This is a genomic window from Cupriavidus sp. LA-1 (assembly GCF_055385985.1).
Window position 1 is genome coordinate 1,452,438 of record NZ_AP031388.1, and the last position, 18,485, is coordinate 1,470,922.

The 18,485-nt window shown below is 68.8% G+C and carries 18 protein-coding genes; 10 read left to right on the plus strand and 8 right to left on the minus strand.

Annotated features, from left to right (window positions below; all coding sequences use genetic code 11):
• The first annotated feature begins 46 nt into the window (after nucleotides 1-46).
• Nucleotides 47-235, plus strand: a complete 189-nt coding sequence (locus ACZ5MJ_RS25825) for a hypothetical protein (protein WP_464226536.1) — start codon at nucleotides 47-49, stop codon at nucleotides 233-235.
• Here the strand turns inward: ACZ5MJ_RS25825 and ACZ5MJ_RS25830 are convergent.
• Nucleotides 214-1,113: a LysR family transcriptional regulator gene (locus tag ACZ5MJ_RS25830; RefSeq protein WP_464226537.1), complete on the minus strand. Its 900-nt coding sequence runs from the start codon at nucleotides 1,111-1,113 to the stop codon at nucleotides 214-216. The two genes, ACZ5MJ_RS25825 and ACZ5MJ_RS25830, sit on opposite strands and share 22 nt — an antisense overlap.
• A 179-nt stretch (nucleotides 1,114-1,292) precedes the next feature.
• Between ACZ5MJ_RS25830 and ACZ5MJ_RS25835 the strand changes: the two genes are divergently transcribed.
• Together ACZ5MJ_RS25835 and ACZ5MJ_RS25840 are read left to right on the plus strand one after the other, a co-directional pair.
• On the plus strand, nucleotides 1,293-1,751 hold the full coding sequence (locus tag ACZ5MJ_RS25835) for a nucleoside deaminase (protein ID WP_464226538.1): 459 nt from the start codon (nucleotides 1,293-1,295) through the stop codon (nucleotides 1,749-1,751).
• Nucleotides 1,726-3,021 carry a cyanate transporter gene (locus tag ACZ5MJ_RS25840; RefSeq protein WP_464226539.1) on the plus strand — a complete coding sequence of 432 codons (1,296 nt, stop codon included), beginning with the start codon at nucleotides 1,726-1,728 and terminating at the stop codon, nucleotides 3,019-3,021. The genes ACZ5MJ_RS25835 and ACZ5MJ_RS25840 overlap by 26 nt, the downstream gene beginning before the upstream one ends.
• Before the next feature lie 27 nt (nucleotides 3,022-3,048).
• Here ACZ5MJ_RS25840 and cynS read toward each other — a convergent pair whose 3' ends face one another.
• Together cynS and ACZ5MJ_RS25850 are read right to left on the minus strand one after the other, a co-directional pair.
• A complete protein-coding gene (cynS, locus tag ACZ5MJ_RS25845) occupies nucleotides 3,049-3,492 on the minus strand; it encodes a cyanase (RefSeq protein WP_464226540.1) in 444 nt (147 codons plus the stop codon).
• Between the two features lie 79 nt (nucleotides 3,493-3,571).
• Nucleotides 3,572-3,709, minus strand: coding sequence for a hypothetical protein (locus tag ACZ5MJ_RS25850; RefSeq protein ID WP_464226541.1), 138 nt, complete (start codon nucleotides 3,707-3,709; stop codon nucleotides 3,572-3,574).
• A gap of 625 nt (nucleotides 3,710-4,334) precedes the next feature.
• On the opposite strand from ACZ5MJ_RS25850, the gene ACZ5MJ_RS25855 reads away from it, so the two are divergent.
• The 7 genes from ACZ5MJ_RS25855 (at nucleotide 4,335) to ACZ5MJ_RS25885 (ending at nucleotide 12,124) form a co-directional block, all read left to right on the plus strand.
• A complete protein-coding gene (locus ACZ5MJ_RS25855; RefSeq protein WP_464226542.1) occupies nucleotides 4,335-4,652 on the plus strand; it encodes a hypothetical protein in 318 nt (105 codons plus the stop codon).
• 708 nt (nucleotides 4,653-5,360) lie between these two features.
• A complete protein-coding gene (locus ACZ5MJ_RS25860) occupies nucleotides 5,361-6,344 on the plus strand; it encodes a LuxR C-terminal-related transcriptional regulator (RefSeq protein WP_464226543.1) in 984 nt (327 codons plus the stop codon).
• Between the two features lie 73 nt (nucleotides 6,345-6,417).
• On the plus strand, nucleotides 6,418-7,383 hold the full coding sequence (locus ACZ5MJ_RS25865) for a glycosyltransferase (RefSeq protein WP_464226544.1): 966 nt from the start codon (nucleotides 6,418-6,420) through the stop codon (nucleotides 7,381-7,383).
• 135 nt (nucleotides 7,384-7,518) lie between these two features.
• The gene (gmd, locus tag ACZ5MJ_RS25870; protein ID WP_464226545.1) at nucleotides 7,519-8,730 is read left to right on the plus strand and encodes a GDP-mannose 4,6-dehydratase; all 1,212 of its coding nucleotides are present in this window, start codon (nucleotides 7,519-7,521) and stop codon (nucleotides 8,728-8,730) included.
• 6 nt (nucleotides 8,731-8,736) lie between these two features.
• Nucleotides 8,737-9,729, plus strand: a complete 993-nt coding sequence (locus tag ACZ5MJ_RS25875) for a GDP-L-fucose synthase family protein (RefSeq protein WP_464226546.1) — start codon at nucleotides 8,737-8,739, stop codon at nucleotides 9,727-9,729.
• 26 nt (nucleotides 9,730-9,755) lie between these two features.
• Nucleotides 9,756-11,006 (plus strand): WcaI family glycosyltransferase, encoded by a 1,251-nt coding sequence (locus ACZ5MJ_RS25880; RefSeq protein WP_464226547.1) that lies wholly within the window; start codon nucleotides 9,756-9,758, stop codon nucleotides 11,004-11,006.
• 191 nt (nucleotides 11,007-11,197) lie between these two features.
• Nucleotides 11,198-12,124, plus strand: coding sequence for an FkbM family methyltransferase (locus ACZ5MJ_RS25885; protein ID WP_464226549.1), 927 nt, complete (start codon nucleotides 11,198-11,200; stop codon nucleotides 12,122-12,124).
• Between the two features lie 66 nt (nucleotides 12,125-12,190).
• Here ACZ5MJ_RS25885 and ACZ5MJ_RS25890 read toward each other — a convergent pair whose 3' ends face one another.
• The 5 genes from ACZ5MJ_RS25890 to ACZ5MJ_RS25910 are packed head-to-tail and all read right to left on the minus strand — an operon-like array spanning nucleotide 12,191 to nucleotide 18,481.
• Nucleotides 12,191-13,396: a glycosyltransferase gene (locus tag ACZ5MJ_RS25890; protein WP_464226550.1), complete on the minus strand. Its 1,206-nt coding sequence runs from the start codon at nucleotides 13,394-13,396 to the stop codon at nucleotides 12,191-12,193.
• 45 nt (nucleotides 13,397-13,441) lie between these two features.
• Nucleotides 13,442-14,809, minus strand: a complete 1,368-nt coding sequence (locus ACZ5MJ_RS25895; RefSeq protein ID WP_464226551.1) for a hypothetical protein — start codon at nucleotides 14,807-14,809, stop codon at nucleotides 13,442-13,444.
• Entirely contained in the window at nucleotides 14,803-15,993 is a 1,191-nt protein-coding gene (locus ACZ5MJ_RS25900; protein ID WP_464226552.1) for a glycosyltransferase family 4 protein, read from the minus strand. The genes ACZ5MJ_RS25895 and ACZ5MJ_RS25900 overlap by 7 nt, the downstream gene beginning before the upstream one ends.
• Entirely contained in the window at nucleotides 15,990-17,255 is a 1,266-nt protein-coding gene (locus ACZ5MJ_RS25905) for a hypothetical protein (protein ID WP_464226553.1), read from the minus strand. The genes ACZ5MJ_RS25900 and ACZ5MJ_RS25905 overlap by 4 nt, the downstream gene beginning before the upstream one ends.
• Nucleotides 17,252-18,481 (minus strand): glycosyltransferase, encoded by a 1,230-nt coding sequence (locus ACZ5MJ_RS25910; RefSeq protein WP_464223769.1) that lies wholly within the window; start codon nucleotides 18,479-18,481, stop codon nucleotides 17,252-17,254. Before ACZ5MJ_RS25910 ends, ACZ5MJ_RS25905 begins: the two co-directional genes overlap by 4 nt.
• Nucleotides 18,482-18,485: the final 4 nt, after the last annotated feature.

Consider the following 18,485-nt stretch of genomic DNA (forward strand, 5'->3'; position numbering starts at 1 on the left):
GGGACGAGGACACAGCCCCCGCCCGGCCCTTGAAAGTGAGCCTGACATGACTTCGCCATCCCACGCCCGCGCCACGCATGCGCACCCCGAGCACGACGCCACGGCCGACGCCGGCCCCCTCGCCGCGCCCGACATCCCGTTCGGTTCGCTCGAAGCCGCCGCCATGGCCGAACTGCCCTACACCTTCCGCCCGGCCGGCGCCTGCACGCGCTACTACAACGAGTTCTTCGGCTGATCCGCGGGCGGCCGGCCCGGCCCCATCACGGTCTCGCACAGCGCGGCCAGCCGCGCGGCCATGTCGCGCGCCGCGGCCGGCAGGTCGGGCTGCGCGTGCAGGCTGAGTTCGACATCAGGCACAGCGGCGGGCCAGCCCTCCTCCAGCACCATGTGGTGGGCCGTGGCCAGGCGCCGCGGCAGCAGCGTCACGCCCAGGCCATCGGCCACCGCGGCCAGGATGCTGGCCAGGCTGGCGCTGACAAAGGCCACGCGCCAGCGCCGGCCGCCAGCGTCGAGCGCGTGCGTCATCTCGCCGCGGTACAGCCCGCCCACCGGAAACGCCACCAGCGGCACGGGGTCGCGCGCCACGGCCGGACGGCTGCGGCTGTCGATCCAGCACAGCGGCTCGGGCCAGCTGGCCAGCCCCGGCGCCTGCCCGGTGCGCTGCTTGACCAGCGCCAGGTCCAGCTCGCGGTCCTGGAAGCGCTGCCACAGCTCATGGCTCATGCCGCTGGTCACCTCCAGCCGCATGCCCGGCCAGTCATCGGCAAACCCCGCCAGCACAGGGGTCAGCGGCCGCGCGGCGAAATCCTCGGGCACGCCGATGCGGATCTCGCCCTGGCCGGCGCTCTGGCGCAACTGCCCCACCGCTTCGGCCATCAGCTGCTGCAGGCGGCGCGCATAGCCCAGCAGGCGCTCGCCTTCCGGCGTGGTCGTGACATAGCGGCCGCCGCGGTCCAGCAGCACACAGCCAAGCTGGTCTTCGAGCCGGCGCACCTGCTGGCTGACGGTCGACTGGGTCAGGTGCACGCGCTGGGCGGCGCGGGTAAAGCTGCCGCTCTCCGCGACGGCGACAAAGCTCTGCAGCAGCACGGGATCGAGGTGAGGTTCCTGCATGGCCGGTTATCCATTGGTTTTTCCACTGCCGGCGATTTCATCATTTAATTTCTCAATTACCAAGCCCCGGCGTACAGTTGGCACGCTGCCCCCCGGCCTGCGCCCTGCCGCCGCCGGGCAAGCCCGTCAAAGACCCATGCCGCCCTGCCTGCGAGCATGTACTCACTTTTCTGCCAACCATGACCACTCACCAGGAATTCATGCGCGAGGCGGTTCGCCTGGCCGTCGCCAACCGTGACCGCGGCGCACGTCCCTTCGGCGCCGTGCTGGTACTCGACGGCGAAACCGTTGCCACCGGCGTCAACGACATCGTCCACAGCCATGACCCCACCACCCACGCCGAGATGGAGGCGGTGCGCGCCGCCGCACGCAAGCTGGGCCGCCCCGACCTGCGCGGCAGCGTGGTCTATGCCAGCGGCCACCCCTGCCCGATGTGCCTGGCGGCGATGACCATGGCCGGCGTGCAGGCCGTCTACTACGCCTTCGACAACAACGATGCCGCGCCCTACGGCATGTCGAGCGAGGCCGCCTACCAGGCGCTGCGCCTGCCGCTCACCCCGCCGCCGCTGCCGCTTACGCGGGTGCCGGTCGACCTCAGCGCCGCGCAGCTCTATGGCCCGCGCGCTCCCCGTGGCTGAGGCCGCGCACAACGCCGCCCGCGCCGGCCACGCCGTCGGCACCGTGCGCCAGGCGCCGCCGCGCTGGCTGGTGCTGGTGGCCGTCGCCGGCATCGGCCTGAACCTGCGCCCGTTCCTGACCGCGGTCGGCCCGCTGGCCCCGGCCATCCGTGCCGGCACCGGCCTCAGCTACCAGGGCATGGCCTGGCTGACACTGCTGCCGATGCTGCTGATGGGGGTGGGGGCATTCTTCGGCCCGGCCATCCGTGCGCGGCTGGGTGCGCGCACCGCGGTGCTGGGCGCGCTGGCCCTGCTGGGCGCCGGCTGCGCGCTGCGGCTGGGCGCGGCCGACGGCATCTGGCTGATCGCCTCGGCGGCGCTGTGCGGGCTGGGCGTGGCGGTGGTGCAGGCGGCCTGCCCGGGCCTGGTCAAGCAGGAGTTCCCGGGGCGCGTGGCACCGGTGATGGGCTTGTACTCCGCCGCGCTGATGGGCGGCGGCGCGCTGGGCGCGCAACTGTCGCCGTATGTGACCGACCTGGCCGGCAGCTGGCGCGAGGCGCTGGCGCTGTGGGCCGTGCCCGCGCTGGCGGCGCTGGCCCTGGCCTGGGTCGCGCTGCCGCGCGCCGCGGCCAGCGTGCCCGCCGCGCCCGCAAAGCGCCCGGCGGGCGCAACCCGCGCGCTGTTGCGGCGTCCGCGCACCTGGCTGCTGATGGCGTGCTTTGGCGTGATGAACGGCGGCTATGCCTCGCTGGTGGCGTGGCTGGCGCCGTTCTACCAGAGCCACGGCTGGAGCGCGCCGGCCAGCGGCTCGCTGGTGGCACTGATGGCGGTGGCGCAGGCCGCCGCGGCGCTGCTGCTGCCGGCACTGGCGGCGCGCAGCCTCGACCGCCGCGCGTGGATGGCGCTGGCGCTGACGCTGCAGGTGGCGGGCTTTGCCGGGCTCGCGCTGTGGCCCGACGCGGCGCCGCAGGCGTGGGCCGTGATCGGTGGCGCCGGCCTGGGCGGCTGCTTTGCGCTGTACCTGGTGGTGGCGCTGGACCACCTGCCGGACCCCGACAGCGCCGGCGCGCTGAGCGCCGTGATGCAGGGCGGCGGCTTCCTGCTGGCATCGCTGGCGCCGTGGATCACCGCCATGTTGCACGAGCACACCGGCGACTTCGCCGCCGGCTGGTGGTACCACCTGGCCTGCGCCGCGGTGGTCGGCGTGCTGACCATGCGCCTGGATCCGGCGCGCTATGGCGTGTCCTTTGCCATGCCGCCGGTGCGCGCAACCGGCTGCGTCCCGCAGTAGATCCCGGGCAGGTTTCCCGGCAGGTCGTCAGTACGTCTTGTAGGGCAGGAACTTGCCGGACATCTCGATGCGCACCCGGTCCCCGTTGGGATCGGGCTCGCGCCGCAGGTCCATGCGGAAGTCGATCGCGCTCATGATGCCGTCGCCAAACTCCTCGTGGATCAGCGCCTTGAACGTGGTGCCGTACACGCTGATGAGTTCGTAGAAGCGGTAGATCAGCGGATCGGCCGGCACCTGGGCAGGCAGCGAACCTTTGTACGGTACCTCGCGCAGCCAGGGCTCGGCCTCGGGCGGCAGCCCGAACACTTCCACCACTGCGCGTGCGCCGGCGGCATCGAACGCCATCTGGCCCAGGCATGCCGCGGTTGTCCATTCCTTGCTGCGGCCGACACGATCAGCCACCTGTGCCCAGGTAATGCCGCGGGTAACCTTGGCTTCGATGATGAGGTCGGTGACTTCGCTGCGGTTCATGCTGCCTCCATGACAGGGGTGGGTTGGATGAAACCACTCGGTCTGCCACGGCGCGGGGAGTTGATGCTACCCCGCCAGGTCAGCGTGTCACGGCCGTCTCGACAATGGCCGTTGCATCCGCGGGCGCCAGCTCCTGCGGCAGCGCGAACAAGGCCGCGGCGGGTGGGGACAGCCCCTGCAACCATTGCAAGGCAAGCACGATGAGCATGACGGGCATGGCGCCTCCTTCAAGCACACGAGGCCACTTCCGATTGGTATAGCCCATGGCGCAAGCTTTATGCCACTGCCAACGGCCGGCATTGCGTCCGTGCACGCACCGTAACGGTACCTGTGCGCTCATCGCCGCGCCATACCGAGGCATCGCGCACCGTCCGTGCGTACCTGTTTCTGCGTGCCCCGCGGGGCCGCCCCCAATGGGTGCAGCACCCGGCCCGCGCCCTGGCGCCTTGCGGGAAATATTTCCGGTGTAACGTCACATTACGTCCGGCATGGCCCGCGCAGGCCACGCGCCGGGCCCGCCACCCTGCCCGCGAGGCCTTGACAGGCAAGGGTTTCCAAGGCGCCGCACGCGCCTCGCAGGGCTTCGCCAGCGGGACCACGCCATGTGAGACAGCCTTACAAGTGCAAGCACGCAGTGCGGGGGCCGGCCGCTACATTGAAGCCGTGTCCAACGCGATCCCGCCAGGAGCCCCCATGAAACGCGCCCTCTCCCTGGTCGTGCTGCTGTCCACCGCGGCCGCACTGCTTTCCGCCTGCATCGTGGTGCCCCCGCGCGGGGGCCCGCCCCCGCGCTACCACTATGACCGCTACTGATTGATCCATCCGCCCAAAGGAGCCTCCACATGAAACGCCAACTCCTGCTTGCTGCTGCCGTCCTCGCCGCGGGCGGCGCCTTCGGACTGACCGCCCCTGCCGAGGCCCAACCGGTAATGGTGGCCCAAGGCTATGGCCAGCCACCCCCGCCGCCACGCTATGAGCCACTTCCGGCCGCGCGCCGCGGCCAGGTGTGGGTGCCGGGCCACTGGCAAGCCACCGGCGGGCGCTACGCCTGGCGCGGCGGTTACTGGCAGCCCCAGCGCGTGGGCTACCGCTATGTGCCGGAGCGCTGGGTGCGCGGCCCGCACGGCTGGGTCATGCGCCCTGGCCACTGGATACGGTGATGCCAGGCCGGCCGCGCCGGGATTGCACCCCGCCCTCCGGCGGTTGGTGGCAAGCCCGGCGCGGCCGGTGCTGCCTGCGCCGCAGCGCTCATACTCGGCGGCAGCCGGGCCTCATCCAGAAGCACTAGGCCATGCGCCCTAGCTGCTGAAAATTCAGGCAGATTGATTTCACAACAACGACCCACGCACTCGTTTCATAATTGGAGCAGCGCCGCGGGGGGGATATTGCCAACACCCCACGATGGGGTTATAAAACCGCCATATTGGAGGTATTGATAATCCAATCTGTTTCAGTCTTGCAACCAATTAAATTCTGAATGTCACATCGGTGAAACCACTGCGGACGGCGCCAGCGCGGCGTTTGCGGAACATGGAACGACACATTCCGGTGATTTTTGAAAGGATTATTAATATCCGTTCATTCCCACCCTCACACATCCCCACCCCACCTGCTTGCATTCCATTCACCCAGCCCATAAGATGAATTTCAATTGATTTAGGAGTAAGTATCTTCCGGGTTCGGGTTCGGGGTCATCCTTCCAGCCATCGACAAGTTCCAACCAGAAGAACGGAACCGCCGCGCATGGAAGCATGGGGGTCAGCCACAGAGCCAGTCGCCGGTCGCTTCGGTGACTGCGGTCCTGTCATGCCCTTCATACGCAAAGTATCCTGCAGTCCGCCCCCCGGGAAAAACGGGGAGTGAAGTCCATGAACGCGCTGCTGATCGAGGAGCATCCGCTGCTCCGGCTCGGGCTTTTGCAGATGCTCGAGAACATTCAGGAATCCGCCACGGTGGCCGCCATTGTGCCCGCGGATATCGCCAGGCTGGACGCCCGGCACCACAATGCGGACCTGCTGGTGTTCGGCATGCCGACCGACACCGGTTCCGGCTGGGCGCAACTGGAACAGGCCCGGCAAGCGCTGGCGCCACAGCGCATTCTCATCCTCGCCGACACCCTGCCCTTGCATGTGCCCACCGCGGACAGCGCGCGCGGCGTATGCGGCTGCCTGCCCAAGTCCGCCTCGCTGGCGGTGATCGAGGCTGCCATCCGTATGGCGGTGTCGGGCGTGCAGGGGCTGCTGTTCGCCGCGGAGACCGGCACGTTGCCCTCGGCATCGCGCTCGGCGATGCCGGCCACGCAGTCACTTGCCTCGTCCGCGCCGCTGCCGCTCAGTGCCGCGTACCCGGCCCCCCTGCCGGGGGAGCCGTTGTCGCTGGCGGCCTGCGCCAGCACCCCGCGCGCCGCACTGCGCTCCGCCGTCGCGGTGCGGGACCTGACCGACCTCAGGCCGGGCCAGCCGCTGTCTTCGCCGGCCTCTGCGCCTGCCTCTGCAACAGCCAATGCCGTGTCGCTGACCGAGGAAGAACCCGGCTACGACGAAGCTGAAATGCTCAAGATCACGCCGCGCCAGTATGAAGTGCTGGTGCTGCTGGCACGCGGCTATCCGATCAAGACGGTCAGCCGCATGCTCAATATCTCGGTGGCCACCGTGAAGAGCCATGCCTGCACGCTCTACCAGCGACTGAAGGTACGCAACAAGGGCGAGGCGGTGTATGCCGCCCTGCAGCGCGGCGCCACGCTCGAGTGGGTCAGCGGCGACGAACGCATCACGCGCGAATCCAGTACCGGCGCCGCGGTGGCGCCAAGGCGCAACGAACCGCCCTGCGAGGCGGTCAGGCCAGCAGTCTGAGTGCTTTGCCGCGCCGCGCCCGCGCAGACGGGCCGGCGCAAGGGCCGGCAATGCCGGCCGGGGAGGGGTCATCATGCCAGCCAGCACGTTCTTGCCCAGCTTTTCCGTGTGCGTGAGCACGCGCGACCATCCGGACGGCCTGCGCCAGACACTGCAGTCGATCGCCGAATCGACCATGCCGCCGCACCAGTTGATCGTTTCCGACGACAGCAGCAACTACGCCACCCGCGAGCTGATGCGCACGGCGTACCAGCACATCCCCTACCTGGAAGGACCCAGGCGCGGCGGCGCGGCCAACCGCAACCGGCTGCTGCGCGCGGCGACCGGCTCGCACGTGCTGTTTCTTGACGACCACACCACGCTGGGGCCGACCTTCCTGCAGCAGATGGGAGAGCGCCTGGCCGACGATTTCATCTACCGCGTCGCCGCGGGCGGCAACGCCGACACCCTGGTGCTGACCGGCATTGCCATGTGCGAGGGCGAGTGCCTGCGCCCGCAGCACCATGACTTTCTCGGACAGCCCTTGCCCCACTCGTCGCGCCGTGGTTCGCGCTCGCGGCCGCTTTGCTCGGTGGTGCTGTCCAGCACCGTCTTTCCGCGCTCGCTGCTGGATCACCTGCCGTTCGACGAGCGCCTGGACTCCGGCTACGACGTCACCGATCTCGCCGGGCGCGCCGTCTACGGCTACGGGTGCAACATCGAGCTGGTCCCCAGCGCGGTGAACCACCTGCACACGGAGCGGCCCACGCCGTGCACCGGCAGCCCCGCCGCCGACGCCGCGCGCATGGTCACCATGCTGCACCAGTACGGGCGCAGCCAGCACCGCCCGACCAAGGCAGCGCTGTTCCTGATGCTGGCGTTGCCACACAATCTCGGCCATCACCTGCATCGCTCCGGCTGGCGCGGCGTGGCACCGTTCCTGGTGACCACGCAGCTGCTCTGGCGGCATCTGCGGCTCGCCCCGGACCATGCCCGCCCCGAAGACCAGGAGCGCGCCGATGCCGCGGCGCCGATATCGCGCACCCGGTCCACCGAATAGTGGACTAATCCACTGACCCGAATCCTGATCCGGTGCACCGGGCCCACGTCGGCCCGGGGTCCTTGTGTGGGGTAGCAGACGTTCGCCGCCGGCCCGCGGCGCTACAGTCGCCACACCTGCTAACGGATCAGAGCCATGGGCGCGAACGAGCTGGACACTCTTGGGCATATCACCGCTAGCGGGCCGGAACGCTCCGCACCACGCGGGCGCAACGGCATCCGGCGTGCCCTGATCACGGGTATCACCGGACAGGACGGCTCCTACCTGTGCGAACTGCTGCTGGCCAAGGGCTATGAAGTCCACGGCATCAAGCGGCGCAGCTCGCTCTTCAACACGGAACGCATCGACCACCTGTACCAGGATCCCCAGGCGCAGGAGCGCCGCCTGATACTGCACCACGGCGACATGACCGACACCGCCAGCCTGGTGCGCGTGGTGCAGCAGTCGCAGCCCGACGAGATCTACAACCTTGCCGCGCAGAGCCACGTGCAGGTCTCTTTCGAAGAGCCGGAATACACCGCCAACACCGACGGGGTCGGCACGCTGCGCCTGCTCGAGGCGATCCGCATCCTGGGGCTGGAGAAGCTCACGCGCTTCTACCAGGCCTCGACGTCCGAGCTCTACGGTCTGGTGCAGGAGATTCCGCAGAAGGAAACCACGCCCTTCTATCCGCGCAGCCCGTATGCCGCCGCCAAGCTCTATGCCTACTGGATCACGGTGAACTACCGCGAGGCCTATGGCATGTATGCCTGCAACGGCATCCTGTTCAACCATGAAAGCCCGGTGCGCGGCGAAACCTTCGTCACGCGCAAGATCACGCGCGCCATCGCCCGCATCGCGCTGGGCCTGCAGGCAACGCTCTACCTGGGCAACCTGTCGGCCCTGCGCGACTGGGGCCACGCGCGCGACTACGTCGAGATGCAATGGCTGATGTTGCAGCAGCCCGCGCCGGAGGATTTTGTCATCGCCAGCGGCGAACAGCACAGCGTGCGCGAGTTTGTGCAGCGCGCGGCGCGCGAGCTGGGCATCACCATCACGTTCCACGGCAGCGGTGTCGATGAGGTCGGCATCGTCGAGCATATCGAGCCAGACCCCCGCGGCGCCAGGATCGCGCCGGTGTGCAAGCCGGGCGAAATCGTGGTGCGGGTCGATCCGCGCTACTTCCGGCCGACCGAGGTGGAAACACTGCTGGGCGACGCCAGCCGCGCGCGCGAGCGCCTGGGCTGGACCCCGCGCACCGGCTTTGCGGAACTGGTCAGGGAAATGATCGAAGCCGACTACGCCACCGCGCGGCGCGACGCGCTGGTCAGGCTGGCCGGGTTCCAGGCCTTCAATCATCTCGAGTAGCCCGCCATGACCGAGGCCATCGCACCGCGTGCGCGCGTGTTTGTCGCCGGCCACCGCGGCATGGTCGGCTCGGCCATCGAGCGCGCGTTGCGCGCGCGCGGCGCGGCCGAAATCGTGACGCGCACGCACGCGGAGCTGGACCTGTGCGACCAGCAGCAGGTGCAGGCATTCTTTGCCGCCCAGCGCGTCGACGAGGTCTACCTGGCCGCCGCCCGTGTCGGCGGCATCCACGCGAACAACACCTATCCCGCGGAATTCATCCACCAGAACCTTGCCATCGCCACGCACGTCATCCACGCCGCGTGGCAGGCCGGCGTTCGGCGCCTGCTGTTTCTCGGTTCAAGCTGCATCTACCCCAGGCTGGCGCCGCAGCCGATCCGCGAAGCGGCACTGCTGACCGGCGCGCTGGAGCCGACCAATGCGCCCTACGCGATCGCCAAGATCGCCGGCATCATGCTGTGCGACAGCTACAACCGGCAGTACGGCACGGATTTCCGCTGTGTGATGCCGACCAACCTCTATGGGCCGGGCGACAACTACCACCCTGAGAACAGCCACGTCATCCCAGGGCTGATCCGCCGCTTCCACGATGCGCGCCTGGCCGGCACCCCGCGCGTGGCGGTGTGGGGCACCGGCCGGCCCCTGCGTGAATTCCTGCATGCCGACGATCTCGCGCGCGCCTGCCTGCACGTGATGGCCCTGCCTGCGCCGGCATACCGCGAGGCAGCCCCCGCGGGCTTTCTCAACGTGGGCAGCGACGACGAGATCTCGATCGGCGCGCTGGCGGAACTGGTGGCACGGGTCACCGGCTATCGCGGCACTCTCGGCTTTGAGGCCGACAAGCCCGACGGCACGCCGCGCAAGCGGCTGGACAGCGCCGCGATCATGGGCACGGGCTGGCGCCCGCAGATTCCCCTGCAAGACGGCCTGCGCCGCGTGTACGAGGAGGCCTGCCGCACGGGCATGCTGCCCAGCGGCGTCGCGCCGGCGCTGGCCTGACCACGGAACGCGCGCGCGGAGCTGCCATGAAGATCCTGATCTACTGTCAGAACTACGCGCCGGAGCTGACCGGTATCGGCAAGTACACCGGCGAACAGGCGCAATGGCTGGCCGCGCGCGGCCATGAAGTGCGCGTCGTGTGCGCGCCGCCGTACTACCCCGCCTGGCGCGTCGGCGAAGGCTACTGCGCCTGGCGCTACCGCCGCGAGATGCACGACCACGTCACGGTCTACCGCGCGCCGATCTGGGTGCCGCACAAGCCCTCTGGCCTGCTGCGCATCCTGCACCTGATGAGCTTTGCGCTGACCACCCTGCCATGCCTGGCGGCGCAACTGCGCTGGCGCCCCGACGTGATCTTTGCCGTCGAGCCCACGCTGATGTGCAGCCCCGCGGCGCTGCTGCTCGGCAGCGCGACCCACGCCAGGACCTGGCTGCATGTGCAGGACCTCGAGGTCGATGCCGCTTTCGCCCTGGGCGTGCTGCGGCATCCGCTGCTGCGCCGGCTGGCCACGCGCATGGAGCACGCGCTGGCCACGCGCTACCACCGGGTCTCCACCATCTCGCATGCGATGGCGGATGCCTTGCTCGCCAAGGGCGTCAGCAACTCGCGCCTGAAACTGCTGCCGAACTGGGCCGACCTGCACGAGGCATCGCCCGACGCGGCGCACGCCTTCCGGCGGACGCTGGGGATTCCCGCCGATGCGGTGCTCGCCCTGTATGCCGGCAACATGGGCAACAAGCAGGGCCTGGAAGTGCTGGGCGACGCCGCGCAGGCACTGCAGGGCCATCAGCGCATCCACGTGGTGCTGTGCGGCGAGGGCAGCGGCCGTGCGGCGCTGCGGGACCGTTGCGCCGGCCTGGCGCGCGTGCATTTCCTGCCGCTGCAGCCGCAGGCGCGGTTCCACGCCATGATGGCGGCGGCCGATATCCACCTGCTGCCGCAGCGCGCCGATGCCGCCGACCTGGTCATGCCCTCCAAGCTCACCGGCATGCTGGCAAGCCGGCGCGCGGTCATTGCCACCGCATTGCCCGATACCGAACTTGGCCGCCTGGTGGCGCGCGTAGGCGTGCTGGTGCCGCCTGGCGATGGCAGCGCGCTGGCGCATGCCATTGCAACGCTCGCCTGCCAGCCGCAGCGGCGCGCCATGCTTGCCGCCGCAGGCCGCGCATGGGCCGAAACGCATCTCGGCCGCGACGCCGTGCTGTCGGGGCTGGAATCCGCGCTGCAGGAGCTGGTGTCAGCCTCCGCGGCGCCGGACGCCTCGGCAGTCGCCTGAACGAAGGCAGCGCCACGTTCCACGCTGGCGCCCAGGCCCGGTGCGCCCGAGGCAGGGTGCGATGCCGTACAGACCCCGGCCGCCCCGGCTTTGATAATCCTTGAGCAAGATTGCGCTGGCGGCTGCCCAGTCACGGACCCCATGCAACGTTCAGCGGCTACGTCGTCTGATATCGAAAGGAGCGCGCTGCAATGCAAGTCGATCCTCACCAGGCCTACCAGTACAAGCAATCGGTCCTCAGCACCGCGCTGCAGCAGATTCAGCTGGCGCTGTTCAGGCAGCTGACCCGCAAGAGCCAGAACCTGTTTCTCCGGGGTGCCGATCTGATCTCCGCCGCGCCGCAAGTCACCGGTAACCACGAGCCGCATGTCCGCAGCTTCATCGAGCACTACGCGGATGCCGGCTACGGCGATTTTCTGATCGATATCGGCGCGAATATCGGCCTAACGTCATGCCAGTCAGGCGGCAAGTTCCGGCAGGTTCACATGTTCGAGCCCAACCCGGATTGCTTCTCCATCCTCCGGGTCAACGCGCGGATTTCGCTGGCCGGCACCGACTATCGGCTCTACGAATTCGGCCTGGGCGAAGCCAATGAACGCAAGGTCCTGAATGTGCCCCGTCACAACTGGGGTGGTGCCTTTATTGACGACGAGCACAACAGTTACTCGGCAGCTACGCTGGCGCACAAGGATGGCTTCGATCACATCGATCCGCAACAGTATCTCCGGGTGGAGATCCAGATCGCCGCGGCGGACGAGGTATTCCGGAATCTGTTCACCGGCCTCGTGGAGGCCGGCCTGACCTCCGGCGTCATCAAGATCGATGTCGAGGGCTACGAACCGACCGTGATTCATGCCATCGCGCGCACCATTCCGAAGGAGATCAGCGCCGCGGTGGTATTCGAGTGCTGGGACGATGACCTCGACGTCAGCCAGCTGCTTCGCGCGTTCGGCGGCAGGGCATCGGCATTCCGGATACAGTTCGCCAAGCGATACAAGCAAAGCTGGCCGAGAATCCTCAAGCTCGCCGCCTTTGCCCTGTCGGGTGGATACACCTATACCGTTTCTCCCATCGTGGCGGGAAAGACCAAGGGCGATCTGGTGCTAAGTATCCGATAGCGAGGACCGGCGAATCCGGCCCGCTCTGCCTACCGCCGCGCTGGCCGCCAGCTTCGGCACGCTGCGTTATCCCCGGGCCCCCGCGGCCGCGCCGGCAGGCTCAGGGGCCAGCGCGATACGGTAGATGGCCTCGTACTGGTCCAGCGCCCGGTCCGCCGAGAAATGCCGGGCCCACGCCAGCGAGTCCGCCGACAGCTGGCCGCGCTTCGCCTCGGGCCACGACAGCAGATCCAGCAGCATCCCCACGTTGCGCCGGGCCCAGGCTTGCGCCTGCCCCGGCACCATCGGCTCCATCAGCAGCGCCAGCCCGCCACCGATCTCCTGCATCGGCGCGCGCGCCGTCGTCAGCACCGGAACGCCGCACGCCATGGCTTCGATCACGGGCCAGCCAAAACCCTCTTCCAGGCTCGGAAACACCAGCACCGCCGCCAGCGCATAGACGGCGTGGACAGCCGCGGTGGACATGCCGTGCAGGAAACGCACCCTGCCCCCAAGCCGCTCGGCGCTGTCGGCCAGCTCGCGCATGGCCGGGGTCGGCCCGGACCCGATCATCCACAACTGTCGCGGCGAGCCGGATTCGCGGGAAACCGCCTCGCAATACGCCTGGTACAGCGCCAGCACGCCTTCGCGGTTCTTGTACCACTGGTTGCCGCCGATATGGACCAGCATGCCGGAACGGATATCGTCGACGCTGGCCGCATGCAGCCGGCGTATGGCCACGTCGGGCGAGAGCGGGCGAAACGGGTAATTGAGGCCGTTGTGCACCACCCGGACCTGCGGCGCGGGCGCCGGATGCAAGCGCAGCAGGTCTTGCGCAGTCTTCTCCGAGACCGCGACGAAATTCCGGCCCAGGGCGATGCCCCGCATGATCAGCGACTGGTAGATGCGCCCGCTGCGCGAGAGGCTGCGCCCCGGGAATTCACCGGCGGCAGTGCGCTGGGCGATAAAATCGTGGCAGTGGATCACGTGCGGGCGGCGATGCAGCAGCCACATCCACATGCCCAGCGATTGATCGGTCAGCACCACCAGCGCGCCCGCGCTCTCGCGGCGCAGCCGCCACCACGCCAGCGCGGGGAAAATCAGGTACTGGTCGATATAGCCCAGCCACTTGCGCAATCCCGGGCGCGCGGACAGCCGCACCAGCACGGCCGGCGGCGTCCACAGCTGCGTGTCGTGGCCGCGCTCGCGCATGCCCTCGGCGATCATGGCCGCGAAGCGGTCCATGCTGTGACTGCCGAAATAGGCAGGATGACCGAACAGGATAAGCCTCATATCGCCTTTCGCAGATCGATGTTGATGTGTAGCCGCCGCCCGCGGCTAGCGGGTGGGCCCCCGCCGGCGGTCCGGCCGCTTGCGCCCCTCCAGCCGCTCCTGCCGGGTCACCGCCATGGTGAAGCCGATAAAGAGGAAGCCAAGCACATTGGTGGTCAGCTGGCCGATCAGCGACCATGACATCAGGCACAGCGTGCCCACCAGCCAGAGCAGGATGGCAAAGCAGCGGCCGGTGCGGCGGGCCACGCCGAAAGCGCGCCAGAGGCCGGCCATGCAGACCAGGAGCTTCAGCGCCACGAAGACGTAGCCGAGCAGGCCGGCTTCCTCGATGGTCCGGCCGGTCTCGGTTTCCGACAGCATGAAGGTGACCTTGCCGCGCTCGAGATAGCTTGCCAGGTTGCTGCCGCGCCCGATCCCCGCCCCCAGCAGGCTTTGCTGGGCGTAGGCTTCGCTCTCGCCGAGGAAGATCGTTGTCATGCGGTCGCCGAAGTCCTCGTATTCGGCAGCTTCATGGAAACGCTGGATGGTGCCCTGTACCGAATCGCTGAACACGGTCATGCCGGCCGCGCCGACCAGTACCGCCATGCCGGCCCAGACCACCACGCGCCGCTTCACGGCCCCGCGGCCGAAGGCCAGCATGCACAGCGCGGCCGCCACGAACAGGGCCGGCATCAGCAGCACGGTGGCGCGCGAGCCGCTCACCAGTGCGCTGATCAGCAGGCTGCCCAGCACCACCAGCGCATACAGCCAGTGCCGCTTGCCGCCGCCACCGATCACGTACTGCAGCGCGATCGGGGTGGCGATCGCCAGGAAGGTGGTGTAGCCCAGGGTAAAGGAGAACGTGCCGGTGGTGCGCACGATATCGTTCACCATCATAAAGACCTTGTCTTCGTCGCCGTCGGCCTGCCGGTTCAGGAAGCTGCCGGGCGGCAGATAGTGCTGCAGCACCACGAGGGGCACCATCAGGACCATCAGCACCAGGGTGGTCTTGCAGATCGCCGCGACGTCCTCGGGCTCGAGCAGCAGCGCCGCGGCAACGCCGAACCACACATAGAGCAGCCAGAAGCGCAGGCCGACCAGCATGATGGCGAGGGTGCCGTCGCCCGCGATGGTCTGCACCAGCCCCCACGCGAACACCAGGCCGGTCCACAGCAGCAGCAGCCGCACTGCCGGCCGCCGTGCCGGCGTGAAGCCGCCGTAGCGCATCGCGTAGTAGATGCCGTAGAGCGCCAGCAGATCCCGCAGCAGTACCAGTGGCAGGCTCAGCGAGCCCGCCACCCATTTGCGCGCGGCGCCTTCGAAGATGGCCACCAGGAACACCATCAGGAAGACGGTGCCGAAGGTGGTGCGTGCCCGCCGGCGGCTGCGCGAACGCGCCGGCGGCCCCAGGTGTATGGCGGATTGGCTCAGCATAGCGTCGCAATGGTTGCGACCGCGGCGCTGCGATACCTTGCCCAGGTGTACTTCTCCCCGGCCAGGCTCGCGTACTGGCGCGCCTCGTCCAGGCTGGCGCGTACCGTGGCAAGCTCCAGCATGCGGTCATACAAGGATTGCGCGCTGACCTGAACGATCCAGCCCGCGCGCGGGAACTCCTGCAGAATCTCTTTCGCGCCCACCCGCTCCGACACCAGCGCCGGGGTGCCGCAAGCGAGCGCTTCGGCCACCACCATGCCGAAGGAATCGAAGCGGGACGGCAGCACCAGGCAATCGGCGTCGGCAATCTCCTGGTAGAGCACCGGCTGCGGCAAGGCGCCGAGCAAGGTCACCCCCGGCGTCGAGGCCAGCGCCGCTGCCAGCCCGGGCTCGGCACTCCAGCCGGCAATGGCCAGCTCCGCCTCCGGCACGCGCGCGCGCACCATGGCAAAGGCCTGCTGCAGCAGGTCGACGGCCTTGAGCGTGGTCAGGCCGCCGGCAAACAGGAAGCGCGTGCCGGCACGCGTGCGCCGGCGCCGCACATCGTCCGGCGGGCTTGCCCCCAGCAGGATCGGCCTGAGCTTGGACGACGGCACGCCGGCATCCGCATAAGACTGCGCCGCAAACTCGGAACAGGTGATGACCAGGTCCGACAGCTCCACCTCGCGGTCCTTGCGCGCATCGATCTGCACCTGGTAGCGGTCGGGCGGCAGATCCATCATGGCGGCTGCCGCCACACGATGCACGGCCGGCGCATCGAGCACGCAGCGCGCGCCGATGCGGCGGGCCGCTTCGAAGGTAAGCATTGCCGAGTTCTCGTAGGCCACCACCACGTCCGGACGCAGCGCTTCGATGCGGCGCGCCGCCCAGGCATCGAACAGGTGGAAGACCCGGTGCGCATAGGCCGAATTCGACATGCCCAGATAACGGTTGAGCCCGATGCGGCGATGCAGGCCGAGCTTGAGCATGGCCGCGAAGCACAAGGGATGGCGCCGCAGCGCCTGGGGAATGCCGACTTCGCGGACCTTGGCGCCATAGGCTGGCGGCAGCCACCACGGCACCGGCTCGCCCGGGCCGCGCACCGGCACGCCGGACCAGTACTGCCTGAGCAGGCCCTGCTCGTAGAGTGCCTGCGCCATCTGGTGCGAATGCTGCAGGCCGGGATGGGTGACCAGTACCTTCAAGGGCGGCTCCCATCGACTGACAACACTGGCGGCGGCAACAGCCGTCCGGCGCGGATGGCACCCGCGAGCTCGCACAGCACGGCGACGCCGAGCCCCGACGCCAGGCCGGCCTCGAACCAGAGCACGCCGTCCAGCGTGGACAGGTCGAGCAGATGCGGCGCGGCCAGGCACCAGGCAATCACCACCGGCACCTGCATGAAGTTGAAATGATTCAGCCCGCGGTTGGCCAGCAGTTCCCATGCGATGCCGACAATGCTGCAGGCGCCGGCCCCCAGGCAGGCGATCAGCAACTCCAGGTTGAGGCCGGCGTAGTGCGGTCCGACCAGGCGCAGCAGCAGGCTGGGCCACAGCCAGGCCAGCAGCACCAGTGCGCATGCTGGCAGCGAGCCCAGCAACAGCCAGCCCACGTACTGGCGCAGCACGTGCTCGCGTGCCTGCGCGAAGCGGGGGATGACATAGGCGCCGACCACGACGCTGACCGGCACCAGCAACTGGCCGATGCGCGACAGCGCGCCGATCGCCGCGGTCTGGCTGGCGGCGCCGTAGTAGGCCACGATGCCGAAGGTGAACTGCGACTGCAGGCAGTAGAACGCATCCATCGGGATCTGCCGGCGCGTGATCGCGCGGATCGAGCGCTGATCCTCGGCAACCGGTGCCGCCGCGGCCGCCGGCAGTTCGCGCCGCAGCCAGCGGCGCACGAACGGCACCCGCAAGCCGGCGAAGAGCGTATTGACCAGGCTGGCGGCCAGCGCGCCTTGCAGCCCGAGCAGATAGACCACCCATGAGAGCAGCAGGCGCGCGCCCGACAAGCCGACATCCATGGCCTGCAGCGCCGGCGCACGGTTGGCGAACAGCAGCACCTGGTCCACCACGCGCGACTGCATGTCGAAATACCACATCGCCAGCAGCGTCAGCAGCAGCGCGGCGACCAGCGCCAGCGTGGCGTGGTTGCGGTACATCAGCACGCCGGCGACGATCAGCAGCGGCGGCAACAGGAAGGCCGAGATGCGCTTGCGCTGGTCCAGCGCGGCCCGGGTAGCCTGCGCGGCGCGCTCGCGGTCGGGCCACGTGCGCCCCAGGATGGCGTTCAGGCCAAAGTGGATGCCGCCCTTGGTGATGATGGACATGGCGCCCACGATCGCGCCTGTCACGGTATAGATGGCGTAGTCGCCCACGCTGAGCCAGTGCGCCAGCAGCAGCCCGGTGATGGCGCCCAGCCCCTGCGACAGTACGGCATAGACGAAGACGCTGAGCACTTTCATGGCGTGCCGGCCCGGGTGGGGCCCAGGGCCTTTTCGCCCGCTTGCTCGCGCGCATCGCGCGCCGGCGGAGCCGCCACACCCTGCCCGCCGATGATCTCCAGCAACCGCTGCGCGCTCTGTTGCACCTCGAAGCGGCGGCGGAAGCAGTCCTGCGCCTGCGCTCGCATGCGCGCCCGCCCGGCCGGATCCGCCGCCAGCCATTGCTGCAGGCATGCCGTGGTGCCGGCACGGGTGTCGGCGCCGGCCAGGCCGGCCCCGTCCGCGACAATCTCGCGCCAGATGTTCACCTTGTCGGAGATCAGCACCGGCACGCCGCAGCCCAGCGCCTCCGCGACGGCAACGCCAAAGTTCTCCTGGTGCGAGGGCAGGCTGAAGACTTCCGCAGCGTGATAGGCGCCCCACTTCAATTCGCCCGACAGCATCCCGGCCCAGGTCACGCGCCGATCCAGCCCATGGCGCGCGGCCAGCCGCTTCAGGCGCTCGCGCAGCACCGCATCGACCGGGCCCGCCAGCACCAGGTGCAGGCGCGGATCGGCGCCGGCAACGTCGGCAAACGCCTCGATCAGCAGGTCGCAGCCCTTCTTTTCGTGGATACGGCCGAGAAACAGCACTATGCGCTGGTCGCGCAATGCGGGAAACGCGGCCAGGAACACCTCGCGCAACCTGGGCCCATCCGACGGAGGCTGCGCGGTGCCATATCCCGCAATCAGCTCGCGGCAGCGGTAGGGCCAGAAGGCATGGCGTGAACGCCGCTGTTCCTCCTCGCAGGTGAACAGCACGCCTTGCGCCTGCCGCAGTACCCAGTAATCACCGAGCAGCCAGTACAGGCTCTTCTTCACATGCTTGAGCGGGTAGCGCTCGCGGAACCACGGATCCAGCATGCCATGCGTAAAGACGTAGTAGGGCACCGTGGCGCCGCGCAGCGCAATGCATGTGGCCAGCGCATGGAACTGCCACAGGCCTTCGACCAGCACGGCGTCGTAGTCCCCGGCATGCGCCCGCAGCCACGCCAGCATCCTTGGGTTGAAGCCGTATTTCATCGAGGACGGACCCAGCGCAACCACGTTCATTTCGCTGCCGCGCACGAACGGGGCATCGGCGGCATCGCCACAGCAGACGTCAACGTCGACGCCGCGCTCGCGCAGGGGCCGGCGCAGTTGGCGGATGCCCTCGATGGGACCGCCCCCGGCGGGGTCGATGGAGGGGATGACGTGCAGCAATTTCATGGTG